The following is a 16,100-nucleotide window of genomic DNA, read 5'->3' as shown; positions in this document are numbered from 1 at the left end:
CGGTTGTGGATTTGGTAGCCCGGACAAGGCGCGTTAGCGCCGCCTCCGGGAGTGTCCTCTGACGAAAAACCGTCAATTAATCGCGCCGCGCGATATCGGCGAATTTCGCTGCAAGGATCTTAGCCAGATCGCTGGCTGCCAGTTCAATATCCAGGCCACGTTTGCCGCCGGAAATAAAAATGGTGGCGAACGCCTGGGCCGGCTCATCTATCACCGTCGGCAGACGTTTTTTCTGCCCGAGCGGGCTGATACCGCCCACCAGATAACCGGTGACCCGCTGTGCGACCATCGGGTCTGCCATATCGACTTTCTTAGCGCCTAAAGCCTTCGCCACCTTTTTCAAATCCAGTTGACCCGCTACTGGCGTAACCGCGACGGCCAAATGCTTCATGTCGCCGTTAACGGCGACCAGCAGCGTTTTATAGACCTGCTCGGCGTTGAGCCCCAGCTTACGCACCACCTCATCGCCAAAATTGGTTTCGTGCGGATCGTGATCGTAGCTGTGGATCTGAAAAGTTATTTTGTTTTTTTCGAGTAATTTTACGGCGGGAGTCATCGTTATCCTTCTTACCAACCGATTTAACGTGGCATAAGCATACGCCCGACGGCTGTCTAAAAAATAGTATCATCTTGCGCAATAGTGTTGGCAGTGATGGTCACTTTGAGCGACAATCAGACGATCCGGGGCGCGAACCCCGGAATAATAATAATGATGAAATTCCTCTTTGACGGGCCAATAGCAATATTGGCCATTTTTTTACGTCAGCATATCCGGCAGATTCCCTTCCCCGTATAAATGTAGCGCCCCGACGGCAACCACGTAGCGCCCAGGCGGCAGCGCCAGCAGCGTTTCGCGCCAGGCGAGGTTGCGCTGGTGCATCAGCACATCATATAGCGACTGGCTAAAGGTGGTTGGCAGCGAGGTTGCGCCCGTTGACGGCGGCTGCTCCAGCCACCAGCCGATCATCACCTGTAGCAGACGCGCATTCGTGCGCCAGTGGGTGAGGGTATCCTCCAGCAGCGCCAGGCCGCCGTCGGGCAGATCCCGCAGCAGCGCTATCTGGCTATCGGCCCCCTCCAGCTCCATCACGCGGATATGGCTCTCGCGCGCCGCCATCAATAGCTGATAATCAATGCCGTAATCCGCCCTGAGTCCCAGTTTTTGCGCCTGAGTCGCCTGCAATACCATCGCCACCTGCCACAGCGGCTGGCTGTCGAACAGCGCGATGGACAGCCCCATTTCTCCCGCACGATCTTGCAGTTCAGCAAGCTGGGATGGGCTCAGGCGTTCCGCCAGCGGCGGACAGGAGGGGAGGTTGCTGAATGGCGTTTCGCTGCCGCTAATATCCGCTTCCACAATCAGCGCATCGGCCTGGCGGATCTTTTTTAACAGCCGGGCGGGCGGCGGCGACATGTCGCGGGTGCCCATATGAATACTGCCGACCAGGTGCAGATAGCGCTCGCTGGGCAGGGTGATATCCAGCGCGGGCCAGGAATAAGACGAGCCGACGGCGGCTTGCCACAGCATTTTTATTCGGTTTAACAGGCCCATACGTGCTCCATGAAGTGAAGGCTTCATGCTAGCGCGTATGGGATACAACATCTACTCTTTCGGCTTAAAGCGCAGCAGACGGTTGGCGTTGCTCACGACGGTAATTGAAGAGAGCGCCATGGCCGCGCCCGCCACCACCGGGTTGAGCAGCGTTCCGGTCAGCGGCCACAGGATCCCGGCGGCAATCGGAATGCCCAGCGAGTTATAAATAAATGCCCCCAGCAGGTTCTGCTTCATATTACGCAGCGTGGCTTTGGCGATGTCCAGCGCATCGGCGACGCCGTTCAGGCTATGGCGCATCAGGGTGATAGCTGCCGTCTCAATGGCGACATCGCTGCCGCCGCCCATGGCGATGCCCACATCGGCCTGCGCCAGCGCGGGCGCATCGTTGATACCGTCGCCGATCATCGCTACCTGGTGCCCCTGGCTTTGCAGGCGCTTAATCGCATCGGCTTTACCGTCCGGCAGCACCCCGGCAATCACCTCATCAATGCCTGCCTCTTTGGCGATAGCGTTGGCGGTGGTGGGGTTATCTCCAGTCAGCATCACCAGCCGATAGCCCTGGCGGTGCAGCCTGGCTAATGCCGCCACGCTATCTTCGCGCAGCGGATCGCGGATGGCGAACAGCGCCGCCGCCTGACCATCCACCGCCAGCAGTACCGGCGTCGCACCCTGTGACGCCTGGGCGGTCATGTCGTCTTCTATTTCAGCCGTTGCAATCTTGTGCTCAGTCAGCAGCGCCTGGTTGCCGAGCAGAAGACGGCGGCCTTCGGCTTCGCCGCTAACGCCCAGCCCGCGCAGCGTGCGGAAATTATCTACCGCAGGCAGGCGTTGGTCTGCGGCTTTGTCGAGGATGGCGCGCGCCAGCGGGTGGCTGGAACCTTGCTCCAGAGAGGCCGCCAGACGCAGAGCGGTGGATTCATCCATAGCGGTAAAGGTTTTTATCGCCACCACCTGCGGTTTACCCTCGGTGAGGGTACCGGTTTTATCGAAGACCAGCGTATCGAGGGTGCTGGCGCGCTGTAGTGCATCGGCGTCGCGTACCAGTACGCCGTATTCCGCCGCGCGACCCACGCCGGAGATAATCGACATCGGTGTCGCCAGCCCCAGGGCGCACGGACAGGCGATAATCAGCACCGTGGTGGCGATCACCAGGGTATAGACAATTTGCGGCGCCGGGCCAAAAAAGTACCAGATCGCGGCGCTGAACAGGGCTATCGCCACGACCGCCGGGACGAACACGGCAGAGATTTTGTCCGCCAATTGGCCGATTTCCGGTTTACTGCTTTGCGCCTGGCGCACCATGCGGATAATGCGCGCCAGCGTGGTTTGACTGCCGACGGCGCTGGCGGTAAACAGTACGCTGCCGTCCTGCACCACGGTCCCGGCATGAACGGCGTCACCGTCGCCTTTTTGCTGCGGTACCGGCTCGCCGGTGAGCATCGCTTCGTCGAACCAGGCTTCGCCATGGCTAATGACGCCATCGACCGGTACGCGATCGCCGGTGGTCAGGCGCAGGGTCATTCCCGCCTGAACCTCCGCCAGCGGCAGATCTTTTTCGCCTTCGTCGGTGACCACCCGCGCTGACGGCGGGGTTAAATCGAGTAGTTTTTCCAGCGCTTTCGAAGAGCGCTGACGCGCGCGGGCTTCCAGCATATGGCCGAGGTTAATCAGACCGATAATCATCGCGCTGGCTTCATAATAGAGGTGGCGCGCTTCCATCGGAAACCACTGCGGCCACAGGTTGACGCTCATTGAATAGAGCCAGGCGACGCCGGTACCCAGCGCCACCAGCGTATCCATCGTCGCGGTGCCGTTTTTCAGGCTTTTCCACGCGCTGCGGTAGAAATGGCCGCCGGCAAAGACCATCACCGCCAGCGTGACAACCCCGATAGCCAGCCACAGGGATCGGTTATCATCGCTGACCATCATGTTGTCGCCGATCATCCCCCAACCCATCACCGGGATACCGACCAGCAGGGCGACGATAGCCTGCCAGCGGAAGCGCTTCATGGTGGCGACGGCGGTTTCCTGCTGGCGCTCGCGGCGTTCGAGGTCATCTTCGATGGCTTCCGCGCCGTAGCCCGCTTTCTCTACGGCCTGGACTAATTCTGCGGCGGACGCGCTGCCCATCACCAGCGCAGTGCGTTCCGCCAGGTTAACCCGCGCCTGTGAGACGCCCGGCACCGCGGCGAGCGCGTTTTGAACCCGGGATACGCAACTGGCGCAGCTCATGCCGTTGATCAACAGCTGCTGGCTGTCATCTTCGTCACGGGCTGCCGGAAGCTCAGAGGTGGCCGCTGTCAGTGCTTCCGGCGGGATTGATGATTCTGCCAGCGGTTTAGCCTTTGGGTGGCTGAGCTCCGCGCCGTATCCGGCCTGTTTAATGGTCTCAATCAGCGCTTCCGCGCTGGCGCTGCCCGTCACGTGAGCTTCGGTAACGGTCACTTCCGCCTGCTCAACGTCGGGACGTTGTTCCAGGCTCTCTTTTACCCGTTTAACGCAGTGGCCGCAGGAGAGGCCATCCAGCGCAAGGTCGATAGTGTTAGACATAAATAACTCCTGAATAATTTCCGGTTAATGATTGACCGAACACACTCTTTCATCGAGTATTAGCAAGGTTAAACCTTCCAGCAAGGGGAAGGTCAAGGGGGAAAGATGAATATTAGCGATGTGGCGAAAAAAACCGGCTTAACCAGTAAAGCGATCCGTTTTTACGAAGAGAAAGGGCTGGTGACGCCGCCGCTGCGTAGCGAAAACGGTTACCGCAGCTACAGCCAGCAGCATCTGGATGAACTGACTCTGCTGCGCCAGGCGCGCCAGGTGGGGTTTAATCTGGAAGAGTGCCGTGAGCTGATATTTCTGTTTAACGATCCGTCGCGGCACAGCGCCGACGTGAAACGCCGGACGCTGGAGAAAGTGGCGGACATTGAGCGCCATATCAGCGAGCTGCAGGGCATGCGCGCGCATCTGCTGGCGCTGGCGGACTCCTGCCCCGGCGATGACAGCGCGGATTGCCCGATCATCGATAATCTCTCGGGCTGCTGTCACCGCAAGGCGCAGGCTTAACGCCGCGCCGGATTGAGCATAAAGACCACCGTGCCGCGGTAGTAGGGAGAGTCATTCAGCTGCATTTCCGCCTGCCGATCGCGACTGCCGTTTTGCACCAGCCCGAGTTTGAACGGGATACGCAGCCGGCTGAGCGCGGGGAGATAGACCTGATAATTCGCCACCGTGTGGCGTCCTTGATAGCTTTGCACCACCAGTTCATCAACCGCAAGCGCGTTCAGGGTGGCAATATCGCCGGTTTTAGCCCAGTCCAGCAGGCCCGTTACCCCTAGCGCGAACTCTGGCGGCAGTTGCTGGCGTAGCTGTTGCAAAAACTGGGCGTAGTCGACGAGCTGATATGTGGCTGCGTCAAAATCAACCTGCAGACCAACCACCTGATTGCCAGCCGCCCGCCAACGCTGCATCAGGCGTACGATCCGCGGCACAATCGTCTGCGGCACATCAAGTGTGGTAAACCGGACGGTAAGCCAGATTGCGGGAAACGTCAGGCGGCTGACCGGCAGGCCGAGGCGCTGGAATATGACCTCGCCCGAACGCGTCAGCACCTCGCCCTGATGCAGATACACCGTCTGGGCGTTCTGCAGATCGTTGCTGGCTTTTACCCCGGACCACAGCCAGAAGGCGGAATGCTGGCGCGCATCCACGTGCTCCGCCGCCTGCGCTGACCCGGACAGCAGCGCGATTACCAGTAATATTTGAGTTTTTGCGCCCACGGGCTTCCCGGATACTGCGTTTTCAACTGCGTGAACCAGCCCTTACGCTGCAGCTTTTCGACATCTTCGCCGCCACATTCGTTGCTACCGGAGGGGGCGTAACAGAGAATCGCCCGATAGAGCGCATAGCTTTTATCTTCCGGCTCCGCTTTTGGCGAGGTGATAATCTGCTGGTAATAGCGTTGGCGATCGTACTGTCCCAGAGGCTGCTGGCGGTTGATGGCGGCCTCAAGCATATCGTTGCCGGATTGGTCTTTCCACAGATCAACATGCGTCTGCGTGGTGCGGAAGAACTCGCCCAGGCAGTTAAGCGCATGGGCGTCGTCGGCGTTTTTACTGAGCACGTTGACGGTGTCATCCAGGCTGCGGCAGGCATAACCGGCTTCGGTCGCCTCGCCATCCCAGTCGAAGCTGCTAAGGTTGACGTCGTTAAAGGCCTCGCTGATTACCGGCTGGGTAATGGCGGTGGCGAGCTTTTTGTCGTTCAGCCAGTCGCTGAAACGACTTTCCGTGAGGTCCCGCACCAGCAGCGTATGCAGAGCGATAGTACGTTCTTCGTTATTGGGACCGTTGGCCGCCTGTTGGCGTAGCAGTTCAGGCGAGGCCTGGGTTTTCAGCACTCGGGAGCGAAAGCGTAGATTGGTCACCGGGCTATCGGCGGCAAAGATAGCCGCTGCGTTACCGCTGTAGACCAGCGTTGCCGCCAGTTTTGCCTGGATATACTGCTGTTGCTCGGGGTTGTGGCTAAGTTGTAGCAGCTGCCGCCAAAAATCGCGCGCCGCGGGCCACTGTGTTTGTCCCATTAGCGCTTCGCCGTAGAGGACCTGTTCGCTGAAGGCGAGAATATCATTCGACGGCAGCGTTTTCGCCGGCGTGACAGCCTGCAGGATGGCGGCATCGTTGCCCGTCGCGTTCCACAGCTGCAGCTGCAGGTCGCGCCACAGCGGCAGATTTCCGCTCTTCTCAAACGCCGCTTTGCTGGCGTCAAGCTGTGCCTGGGTTAAGGTTGGCTTATTATCAGCATTCAGGCGCAGGGCGCGGAGAAGCTCGACATAGCTGACCTGAGGGGCGTCCGGGAATGCTGCCAGAACGGGCTGCGCGTAGAACGGCATGCCGAAGACATTATCATATTCACTCACCAGTCTACGCAGTTCCCCGGCGTCGGCAGCCTGCCGGAAGGCCTGCTCATAGAGTCCGGCCAGCTGAGGCCACGCCTGGAGATACCAGTTAATGCGGCGCAGCATATTGCGCGCGGAGTCGGCATAAAGCCCTGCGGGCCAGCGTTGCAAATAGGTTTGTGCTTCTTTTTGCGCCTGTGCGGCATCATCACGATTGATGCGTGCAATATCAAAATCGCCGTACTGCCCGACGCTGTTCTGGCTACTTTTGTTGAGCGCCGTGCGCATCAGCATATATTGCGCGGTCTCGGTCAGCCAGGGCTGCTGACTCTCCAGCAACAGGGTGAAATCGTGGGTCGCGGCGGTGTAATTGCCGCCATAGAAGTGGGCGATGCCGGAAAGGTAATAAGCGAATAAGTCGGCGTCCGCATCTGCCGGGAAGCTATTGAGGATATCAGCGACGGCGGTGATAGTGGCGCCATAAAACAGTTTCAACCGCGCCAGCGCCAGGTCATGACGCTGCTGCGGAGTTAGAGAGGGCGCGGCGAGCAGGGCGGCGTTGAACTGGCTGACGGCGGCAAGGGTGTTGCTGACAAAGCGGTTTTCCAGTTCATAGTCGGATGTTCCCAGCCGTTCAGCCGAATTGGCTGGCATGACCTGCGCGGGGTCGATATTCAGCGCCGTCATTTGTTGGATGAAGGTTTCATCTTCGCGTTGCGCCGGCGGCGCGGGGGGCGGCGGCGCACTATCCCACTCAGGATGCCAGGCGAAGTAAACATCGCGGGTACGGCTGACATCAGCGGGAATGGCCTGAACGGGCAGAGCGAAAGATTTCGCTTCGCTCAGCAGGCGCAGTAAGTTGTCGCGCGAGTCATTTCCCGGCGTCAGTACAGGTTCGCCTTTTAACAGGCATAGCGGGTCGCTCCACGAGCAATCTTCGATATCAGCAGAAGCAAATGCCTGAGCGGCTGACGCGAGCAGGGCGCAGAGCGAAAGGGTAAACGTTGTCTTCCTGACCATGACGGATGTCCTGTGGCGTGATTATTGCGATACGACTCTTATATGTAGGGTTATGCCTTCGATGGCGACCACTTCAACCTTGCTGCCCGCAGCGAGGTCGTCATCGGCAATGACCGGCCATGAACTGTCGCCCACGCGGACGTGTCCGCGGCCGTTAACCAGCGCCGTTTCCAGCGTAAAGCGGCGGCCAAGCAGCTGCTGCCCGCGCTGATTAAGCTGAGCCTCCGCCGGCTTCTGGCGCTTAACGCGGTTACGCAGCCAGCGCGACCATAGCCAGGCCGCCAGCAGGGTCAGCACGGCGAACAGCGCGCCCTGCCACTCCCAGCTCAACGGCAGCATCCAGACCAGCAGCCCGGTCACGACGCCGGCAATGCCGCTCCACAGCAGATAACCGTTGCCGCCGAGCATTTCCGCCGCCAGCAGCAGTCCGCCGAGGCTGAGCCAGAAAATATGCGGGTGGGCGAGAATTAGCGCGATCATGATTTTTTCTGCGCGCCAGCGCCTTCTTTAAGCAGCTCGCCGATCCCGGCGATAGAGCCCATCAGGCTGCTGGCGTCGAGCGGCATCAGCACCACTTTACTGTTGTTGGCCGCGCCAATTTGCTGCAGCGCATCGGTATATTTCTGCGCGACAAAGTAGTTGATGGCCTGAATGTCGCCGGAGGCGATAGCGGATGAGACCATCTGCGTAGCGCGCGCTTCGGCTTCCGCGGAACGTTCGCGCGCCTCTGCCTGTAAAAACGCCGACTGACGCTCGCCTTCGGCTTTGAGGATCTGCGACTGCTTCTCGCCCTCGGCTTTTAAAATTTCCGCCTGACGTATCCCTTCAGCCTCGAGAATATAGGCGCGCTTCGTCCGCTCGGCTTTCATCTGGGCGTTCATTGAGGCGATAAGCTCAGCCGGCGGGCGTACGTCGCGGATCTCAACGCGGGTGATTTTGATGCCCCACGGGTTGGTCGCTTCATCGACAATATGCAGCAGACGGGTGTTGATGCTGTCGCGCTGGGAGAGCATTTCGTCCAGCTCCATCGAGCCCAGCACGGTACGAATGTTGGTCATGGTCAGGTTGATGATCGCCAGCTCGAGGTTGCTGACTTCGTAAGCGGCCTTCGGCGCGTCGATGACCTGAATAAAACACACCGCATCAATGGTGACGTTGGCATTATCGCGGGAGATGACTTCCTGCGAGGGGATATCGAGCACCTGCTCCATCATATTAATTTTGCGCCCGATACGATCCATAAAGGGCACCACCAGGCTCATACCCGGCTGCAGCGTTTGCGTATAGCGGCCAAAGCGCTCTACCGTCCACTGGTAGCCCTGAGGAACGATTTTTACCGCCGCTCCGACGATAACCAGCGCGACGAAAATAAGAATGGGGATAAAAATCAGCATCAAAAACCTCCTGTCTTGTTGCCTGTTGATGCGCCGGGAGAGTGGCGCGCGTTTAACCAGAGTATATCTTTCCGCGCATCCGGGTGAAAGAAAAGTGGAGTAAACTAGAGGCGTTGTCGAAAAACTGGGAATAATAATGACCGAAAGTAACGCTATTTTGCGCCTGGAGAACGTGGGCTTTAAGGCCGATGGGGTGACCATCCTTAATGAGATTAGTTTTCAGCTCAGAGCAGGGGAATTTAAGCTGATTACCGGACCTTCCGGCTGTGGAAAAAGCACGTTATTAAAAATAATCGCTTCGCTGCAAAGCCCCACCGCGGGAAGCATTTTCTTCGCCGGTAAAGATATTAATGACTTAACGCCGGAAACCTATCGCCAGCAGGTTTCCTACTGCGCGCAAACCCCGGCGCTGTTCGGTGATTCGGTGTATGACAACTTGGTCTTCCCGTGGCAGATCCGTCAAAAACAGCCGGATCCTAAGGCGCTGGTGGCCGATCTTGCCCGCTTCGGTCTGGCGAAAAATACGCTGGAAAAATCCATTAACGAGCTGTCAGGCGGGGAAAAGCAGCGCGTTTCGTTGATTCGCAATCTGCAGTTTTTACCGCAGGTGCTGCTGCTTGATGAAATAACCAGCGCGCTGGACGAGAGCAATAAAAAAAATGTGAATGAGATTATTCACCGCTATGCGAGCGAAAAAAATATCGCCGTTCTGTGGGTGACTCACGATAGCAATGAAATTGCCCATGCGGATGAAGTGATTACGCTCCAGCCTGCCGGCGGCAAAGCGCAGGAGGAGCAAAAAAATGAACGGGCATAATATTACCAACGAGTCGTTGGCGCTCTCGATGGTTCTGGTGCTGGTGGCGATTGTGGTTAGCTACCGGGAAAAGCTGGCGCTGGAAAAAGATATTATCTGGAGCATTTGTCGGGCGATTGTACAGCTGATTATCGTCGGCTACGTGCTGAAATATATCTTTAACGTTAATCACGCCGTGCTGACGCTGCTGATGGTGCTGTTTATCTGCTTTAACGCGGCGTGGAATGCGAAAAAGCGCAGCAAATATATCGACAAAGCCTTTGTTTCTTCGTTTATCGCGATAACCACCGGCGCCGGGTTAACTCTGGCGGTGCTGGTTTTTTCCGGGTCGATTGCGTTTGTGCCGATGCAGGTCATTCCGATCGCCGGGATGGTGGCAGGCAACGCGATGGTGGCGGTCGGGCTGTGCTACAACAATATGGGGCAGCGGTTTAGCAGCGAGCAGCAGCAGATTCAGGAGAAGCTGAGCCTGGGCGCAACGCCGAAGATGGCTTCCGCGAGGCTGATCCGCGATAGCATTCGCGCCGCGCTGATCCCGACGGTGGATTCAGCGAAAACGGTAGGGCTGGTGAGCCTGCCGGGGATGATGTCGGGGCTGATTTTCGCCGGGATTGATCCAGTAAAAGCGATTAAGTACCAGATTATGGTGACGTTTATGCTGCTCTCTACCGCCAGCCTGTCAACGATTATCGCCGGGTATCTGACCTACCTGAAGTTCTTTAACGCCCGCCATCAGCTGGTGGTGACGCAGCTGAAAAAACGCGCGTAAGCGTTCCCCGGGTTGCGGCGTAAACGCCTTACCCGGGCGACAAGATCATCCAGTCTGTAGCCCGGCTTAGCGCAGCGCGAGCCGGGGGCTTTACGATTAATAAAGCAAAGAGTAGAGCTGGCGGCGGTACTTCGCGGCCAGCGCGTCGCCGGTGCCCAGCGCGGAGAGGATCTCCTGGAGCATTTTGCGCACTTCGCCGTTTCCGGCGCCTAAATCTTTTTGTAGATGGCTGAATAGCAGCGCCAGCGCCTCTTCGTTACGCCCTACCTGATGCAGCTGTAATGCCAGCTGGGAGGCCAGCGCCGCGTCTTGCGGGTTCAGCTCAACCTGCTGCTGCAGCTGCTGAATTTCCGGCGTGTCGGCGGCTTTTTTCAGCAGCTCGATTTGCGCCACCAGCCCCTGATAGCGGGTATCCTGATCCTGCAGCGGCACGGTTTTCAGTACGGTTTCCGCCTCATCGGAACGGTGCAGGGCAATCAGCGTTTCCGCCAGCAGCAGGCCAATCTGGCTCTCCTGGTTCGACAGCTGCCAGGCATCTTTCAGCAGCGGCAGGGCTTCGGCGTAGTTCTCTTCCTCCATCAGCGCCAGCGCCTGCTGCGCCTTGAGCTCCTCTTCGCGCGGCAGGAACTTATCCAGCAGCGCGCGAACCGCTTCTTCTGGCTGCGGGCCTTCGAATCCGTCGACCGGCTGACCGTTCTGGAACAGGTAAACCGTAGGGATAGCGCGCAGGCCAAACTGTGAAGCCAGCATCTGTTCGGCGTCGCAGTCGACTTTAGCGAGGGTAAACAGGCCGTTGTACTGGGCGGCCAGGCTCTCCAGCACAGGCGTTAGCTGCTCGCAATGTTGGCTGCGCGCGGACCAGAAATAGAACAGTACCGGCGTCGCAGCGGACTGCTGCAGCGTCTGGTGTAGGTTAGCTTCGGTAATATTGACGATATTCTGTGCGGACATGAGCAAGTCTCTTTAATCGATATTTGTATAGATATATGGGGACGGCGGCAGGTGCTTCAACTCAGCCCTGGATAATTTTGTCCATCGCGCGGGTCGGCAGCAGCCGCTTAAGCAGGGCGACCGCGTGCGTCACCAGGGTTACCGGATAGCGCAGTTTCGGTTTATCGCTGACAAAAGCATGGCGCACTTTTTCCACCACCGCTTCCGGCCCGAGAGTAAAGCGGGCGGCGATACCGGGATTTTCCACCGGCTTGTCGGCCTGGGTCTGATTGACGTTGTTGGTGAAACGGGTGCGGATGGGGCCCGGTTCAATCAGGCTGACCTTGATCCCGCTGTGACGCAGCTCCATGCGCAGCGCATCGGACCAGGCCTCCAGCGCGTATTTACTCGCCGCATAGGCGCCGCGGCCGGGGCTGGAGATGATTCCCATCACCGATGAGGTCATCACGATACGCCCCTCGCCGTGCGGCTCCATGGCTGGAAGCAGCAGCATCGTTAGCTGATGGGCGCCGAAAAAGTTAGCGGAAAACTGCTGCTCCATCTGCTGGCGGCTGATGGTCGGCAACGGGCCGTAGACGCCGTAGCCCGCGTTGTTAAACAGGCCGTACAGGCGGTTGTCGGTCAGGGCAATCACCTCGGCGGCGGCGCGCTCAACGCTCTGCGGATCGTCAAGATCCAACATAACACCGGTCAGCCCCAGCTCCTGCATCCGCGCGACATCTTCCGCTTTGCGGCAGGCGGCCAGCACGTTAAAGCCCTGGCGCTTTAAATCAAGGGCGCTTTCAAGACCAATTCCGCTGGAACATCCTGTAACTAAAACCGATTTTTGCATAACTTTACCTGCGAATGACTCGCTGTTATCAGGAGTCATGATTAACTAAGGGAGCCAAACGCGTCGCCATCCAGTCGGCGATAAACGGCTGGGCGTCGCGATTAGGATGAATTCCATCGTCCTGCATCCACTGCGGTTTCAGATAAACCTCTTCCATAAAAAAGGGCAGCAGAGGAATATCAAACTCTTTGGCCAGTGCCGGGTAGATTGCGCTAAAGGCTTCATTATAACGGCGGCCATAGTTGGCGGGCAGGCGAATTTGCATCAGCAGCGGTTGGGCGTTCGCCGCTTTGATATGCTCAATAATAGTGCGCAGCGTCTGTTCCGTCTGCTGCGGGGGGAAACCGCGCAGTCCGTCGTTACCGCCGAGCTCCACCAGCACCCAGCGCGGCTGATGCTGCTTAAGCAGGGCCGGCAGCCTTGCCAGCCCCTGCTGCGAGGTATCGCCGCTGATGCTGGCGTTAACTACCGGCGTTTTGGTCTGCCACTTATCGTTAAGCAGCGCAGGCCAGGCGGTATTGCCCGCCATGCGATAACCGGCGCTCAGACTGTCGCCGAGAACCAACAGCGTGTCGGCCGCCATCGCGCGGCAGGTAAACAGGACCAGAAACAGGAAAGGCAAATGCCAGCGGAAAACATACTTGAAGTTCATCATCTTAAGAAATCCGTCGGTCAGGGTGAGCATCAGCTTTCCATCCTTACCGGAGTTGAGCTGGTTGTCAAACAAGGGCAAACCATCGCCCTGATTGGCGAGTCGGGTTCCGGTAAGTCGACGCTGCTGGCGATCCTCGCCGGTCTGGACGACGGCAGCAGTGGAGAAGTCTCGCTGCTCGGCAAGCCGCTGCATCAGATGGACGAAGAGGCGCGGGCGAAGCTGCGCGCAAAGCACGTCGGCTTTGTGTTTCAATCCTTTATGCTGATACCCACCCTCAATGCGCTGGAAAACGTCGAGCTTCCGGCGCTGTTGCGCGGTGAAAGCGACAGCCAGAGCCGCGGCAGCGCCCGGGCACTGCTGGAGCAGTTGGGGCTGGGCAAACGCCTGCATCACCTGCCGGTACAGCTCTCCGGCGGCGAGCAGCAGCGGGTGGCGCTGGCGCGCGCGTTTAACGGCCGCCCGGAGCTGCTGTTCGCCGATGAACCCACCGGCAACCTCGACCGCCACACCGGGGATAAAATCGCCGACCTGCTGTTCTCGCTGAACCGCGAGCACGGCACTACGCTGATTCTGGTGACCCACGACCCGCTGCTGGCGGCGCGCTGCGACCGGCGGCTGCGGCTGGTAGATGGCCAGCTGCGGGAGGAAGCATGATCGCCCGCTGGTTCTGGCGCGAATGGCGCTCGCCGTCGCTGCTGATCGTCTGGCTGGCGCTAAGCCTGGCGGTGGCCTGCGTGCTGGCGCTGGGCTCGATAAGCGACCGCATGGAGAAAGGACTCAGCCAGCAGAGCCGGGAATTTATGGCCGGCGACCGTACGCTGCGTAGCTCGCGCGAAGCCCCTGGCGCATGGATTGACGAAGCGCGCCGTCTTGGCTTAACCGTCGGCGAACAGCTGGGCTTCGCCACCATGACCTTTTCCGGCGATACGCCGCAACTGGCGGACGTCAAAGCGGTTGACGACAGTTATCCGTTGTATGGTCAGCTGCAGACCCAGCCGCCGGGGCTGAAGCCGCACGCCGGCACCGTGCTGTTGGCGCCGCGATTAATGGCGCTGCTGAATCTGAAAACCGGCGACACCATCGACGTGGGCGACGCCACGCTGCGCATTGCCGGGGAGGTGATACAGGAGCCGGATGCCGGATTTAACCCCTTCCAGATGGCGCCGCGGCTAATGATGAACACCGCCGACGTGGCGAAAACCGGCGCGGTACAGCCAGGCAGCCGCGTTTCCTGGCGCTATAAGTTCGCCGGTACCCCGCAGCAGCTGGCGGACTACGAAAAGTGGCTGTTGCCGAAGCTGGGGCCTGAACACCGCTGGATCGGCCTGGAGCAGGACGACAGCGCGCTGGGTAAATCGCTGGAGCGCTCGCAGCAGTTTTTGCTGCTGTCGGCGTTGTTAACGCTGCTGTTGGCGGTCGCCGCGGTGGCGGTGGCGATGAGCCATTACTGCCGCAGTCGTTACGATCTGGTGGCGATCCTTAAAACCCTCGGCGCCGGGCGGGCGCAGCTGCGCAAGCTGATTGTCGGCCAGTGGCTGATGTTGCTGGCGATGGCGGTGGTTGCCGGCGGGGCGATGGGCGTCGGGCTGGAAAATATTCTGCTGGTGATGCTTAAGCCGGTGCTCCCGGCGGCGCTGCCGGCGGCGAGCGGCTGGCCGTGGCTGTGGGCGATCGGCGCGATGGTGGTGATTTCCCTGCTGGTCGGGCTGCGACCCTATCGACTGCTGCTGGCGACGCTGCCGCTGCGGGTACTGCGCCAGGATGTCGTCGCTAACGTCTGGCCGCTCAAGTTCTATGTTCCCGTGGTGTGCTTGGTCGTGGTGGCGCTGCTGGCGCTGCTGATGGGCGGCAGCCCTCTGCTATGGGCGGTGCTGGCGGGCGCCGTGGTGCTGGCGCTGGTGTGCGGCCTGGCGGGATGGGGCGTTCTGTGGCTGCTGAAGCGTTTGACGTTAAAAGCGCTGCCGCTGCGTCTGGCCGTGAATCGTCTGCTGCGCCAGCCGTGGTCTACCCTGAGCCAGCTGGCGGCCTTTTCGTTGTCGTTTATGCTGCTGGCCCTGCTGCTGGTGCTGCGCGGCGATCTGCTCGATCGCTGGCAGCAGCAGCTGCCGCCGGAAAGTCCTAACTACTTTCTGATCAATATCGCGCCGGAGCAGGTGGTGCCGGTGAAAACCTTCCTTGCCGAACATCAGACCCGCGCCACTGAGTTCTATCCCATCGTGCGCGCCCGCCTGACGCAAATCAACGGTCAGGCGACGGAAGGCAATAAAGATGAAGCCCTGAACCGCGAGCTTAACCTCACCTGGAGCCGCGAGCGGCCGGATCATAATCCGCTGGTGGCCGGAAGCTGGCCGCCGAAAGCGGGCGAGGTCTCGATTGAAGAGGGGCTGGCGCAGCGGCTGGGCGTCAAGCTCGGCGATAGCGTGACCTTTACCGGGGATACTCAGGAGTTTAGCGCGAAGGTGACCAGCGTGCGCAAAGTTGACTGGGAGAGCCTGCGGCCAAACTTCTTCTTTATCTTTCCGCAGGGGGCGCTCGACGGGCAGCCGCAAAGCTGGCTCACCAGTTTCCGCTGGGATAACGGCAACGGGATGCTAACGCAGCTCAACCGCGAATTCCCCACCGTCAGCCTGCTGGATATTGGCGCGATTTTGCAGCAGATTGGCCAGGTGCTGACTCAGGTAAGCCGCGCTCTTGAGGTGATGGTGATTTTGGTCACCGCCTGCGGCGTTTTGCTGCTGCTGGCGCAGGTGCAGGTCGGAATGCGCCAGCGTTATCAGGAGCTGGTGGTCTGGCGCACGCTGGGAGCCGGAAAGGCGCTGCTGCGCACCACGCTGTGGGCGGAGTTCGCCCTGCTGGGCGTGGTGTCCGGCGTGGTGGCGGCGATTGGCGCTGAGGTGGCGCTGGCGCTGCTGCAAAGCAAAATCTTTGACTTCCCGTGGTCTCCGGACTGGCGGCTATGGGTGATGCTGCCGCTCTGCGGGGCGATACTGCTCTCGCTGTGCGGCGGCTGGCTGGGGCTGCGTCTGCTGAAAGGGAAGGCGCTGTTCCGCCAGTTTAGTCAGGGATAGCATGAGTTATGTTGCCCGGGTAAGGCGTTAGCCGCGACCCGGGGTTTTCACCCGGCTCGCGCTGCGCTTAGCCGGGCTACCGTTTCACAGCTGTCTGCGGGAAAGTAGCCCGGGTAAGGCGTCAGCCGCAACCCGGAGTTTT

At 59.6% G+C, this 16,100-nt stretch carries 15 protein-coding genes; 5 read left to right on the top strand and 10 right to left on the bottom strand.

Annotation, left to right across the window (positions count from 1 at the left end; all coding sequences use genetic code 11):
* Positions 1–76: 76 nt before the first annotated feature.
* The 3 genes from ybaK to copA form a co-directional block, all read right to left on the bottom strand.
* Positions 77–556, bottom strand: a complete 480-nt coding sequence (ybaK, locus tag K7H21_RS21415; protein ID WP_223035351.1) for a Cys-tRNA(Pro)/Cys-tRNA(Cys) deacylase YbaK — start codon at positions 554–556, stop codon at positions 77–79.
* A 201-nt stretch (positions 557–757) separates the two neighbouring features.
* Positions 758–1,552 carry a TraB/GumN family protein gene (locus tag K7H21_RS21410; protein WP_223035350.1) on the bottom strand — a complete coding sequence of 265 codons (795 nt, stop codon included), beginning with the start codon at positions 1,550–1,552 and terminating at the stop codon, positions 758–760.
* 51 nt (positions 1,553–1,603) lie between these two features.
* A complete protein-coding gene (copA, locus tag K7H21_RS21405) occupies positions 1,604–4,105 on the bottom strand; it encodes a copper-exporting P-type ATPase CopA (protein ID WP_223035349.1) in 2,502 nt (833 codons plus the stop codon).
* Positions 4,106–4,210: 105 nt separating this feature from the next.
* On the opposite strand from copA, the gene cueR reads away from it, so the two are divergent.
* Entirely contained in the window at positions 4,211–4,621 is a 411-nt protein-coding gene (gene cueR, locus K7H21_RS21400) for a Cu(I)-responsive transcriptional regulator (RefSeq protein WP_004129970.1), read from the top strand.
* On the opposite strand, the gene K7H21_RS21395 is transcribed toward cueR, so the two are convergent.
* The 4 genes from K7H21_RS21395 to K7H21_RS21380 are packed head-to-tail and all read right to left on the bottom strand — an operon-like array spanning position 4,618 to position 8,866.
* Positions 4,618–5,334 carry a DUF3142 domain-containing protein gene (locus K7H21_RS21395; protein ID WP_004129972.1) on the bottom strand — a complete coding sequence of 239 codons (717 nt, stop codon included), beginning with the start codon at positions 5,332–5,334 and terminating at the stop codon, positions 4,618–4,620. The two genes, cueR and K7H21_RS21395, sit on opposite strands and share 4 nt — an antisense overlap.
* Complete coding sequence (locus K7H21_RS21390) at positions 5,304–7,472, bottom strand: PA5441 family protein (protein WP_223035348.1); 2,169 nt, start codon at positions 7,470–7,472, stop codon at positions 5,304–5,306. Before K7H21_RS21390 ends, K7H21_RS21395 begins: the two co-directional genes overlap by 31 nt.
* Before the next feature lie 21 nt (positions 7,473–7,493).
* Positions 7,494–7,952, bottom strand: a complete 459-nt coding sequence (locus K7H21_RS21385; protein ID WP_223035347.1) for an NfeD family protein — start codon at positions 7,950–7,952, stop codon at positions 7,494–7,496.
* Positions 7,949–8,866, bottom strand: coding sequence for an SPFH domain-containing protein (locus K7H21_RS21380; RefSeq protein WP_004129981.1), 918 nt, complete (start codon positions 8,864–8,866; stop codon positions 7,949–7,951). Before K7H21_RS21380 ends, K7H21_RS21385 begins: the two co-directional genes overlap by 4 nt.
* A 136-nt stretch (positions 8,867–9,002) precedes the next feature.
* Here K7H21_RS21380 and fetA point away from each other — a divergent pair, with 136 nt between their 5' ends.
* The gene (gene fetA / locus K7H21_RS21375; protein ID WP_004129984.1) at positions 9,003–9,683 is read left to right on the top strand and encodes an iron efflux ABC transporter ATP-binding subunit FetA; all 681 of its coding nucleotides are present in this window, start codon (positions 9,003–9,005) and stop codon (positions 9,681–9,683) included.
* A complete protein-coding gene (gene fetB / locus K7H21_RS21370; RefSeq protein ID WP_004129987.1) occupies positions 9,670–10,452 on the top strand; it encodes an iron efflux ABC transporter permease subunit FetB in 783 nt (260 codons plus the stop codon). The genes fetA and fetB overlap by 14 nt, the downstream gene beginning before the upstream one ends.
* A gap of 96 nt (positions 10,453–10,548) precedes the next feature.
* Here the strand turns inward: fetB and K7H21_RS21365 are convergent, their stop codons facing one another.
* The 3 genes from K7H21_RS21365 to tesA form a co-directional block, all read right to left on the bottom strand.
* Positions 10,549–11,403 carry a thioredoxin family protein gene (locus K7H21_RS21365; RefSeq protein ID WP_004129990.1) on the bottom strand — a complete coding sequence of 285 codons (855 nt, stop codon included), beginning with the start codon at positions 11,401–11,403 and terminating at the stop codon, positions 10,549–10,551.
* A 61-nt stretch (positions 11,404–11,464) separates the two neighbouring features.
* Complete coding sequence (locus tag K7H21_RS21360) at positions 11,465–12,274, bottom strand: SDR family oxidoreductase (protein WP_162626042.1); 810 nt, start codon at positions 12,272–12,274, stop codon at positions 11,465–11,467.
* Positions 12,264–12,887 carry a multifunctional acyl-CoA thioesterase I/protease I/lysophospholipase L1 gene (gene tesA / locus K7H21_RS21355; protein WP_014228230.1) on the bottom strand — a complete coding sequence of 208 codons (624 nt, stop codon included), beginning with the start codon at positions 12,885–12,887 and terminating at the stop codon, positions 12,264–12,266. The genes K7H21_RS21360 and tesA overlap by 11 nt, the downstream gene beginning before the upstream one ends.
* Between tesA and ybbA the strand changes: the two genes are divergently transcribed.
* Positions 12,858–13,544 carry a putative ABC transporter ATP-binding protein YbbA gene (ybbA, locus tag K7H21_RS21350; RefSeq protein WP_024359143.1) on the top strand — a complete coding sequence of 229 codons (687 nt, stop codon included), beginning with the start codon at positions 12,858–12,860 and terminating at the stop codon, positions 13,542–13,544. The two genes, tesA and ybbA, sit on opposite strands and share 30 nt — an antisense overlap.
* Positions 13,541–15,958, top strand: coding sequence for a putative ABC transporter permease subunit YbbP (gene ybbP / locus K7H21_RS21345; protein WP_223035346.1), 2,418 nt, complete (start codon positions 13,541–13,543; stop codon positions 15,956–15,958). The genes ybbA and ybbP overlap by 4 nt, the downstream gene beginning before the upstream one ends.
* Positions 15,959–16,100 lie beyond the last annotated feature (142 nt).

The organism is Klebsiella sp. CTHL.F3a, from assembly GCF_019890895.1.
Lineage (GTDB): Bacteria > Pseudomonadota > Gammaproteobacteria > Enterobacterales > Enterobacteriaceae > Klebsiella > Klebsiella grimontii.
The sequence above is the reverse complement of the archived record's forward strand: the minus strand, read 5'-3'. Positions and strand labels throughout refer to the sequence as shown.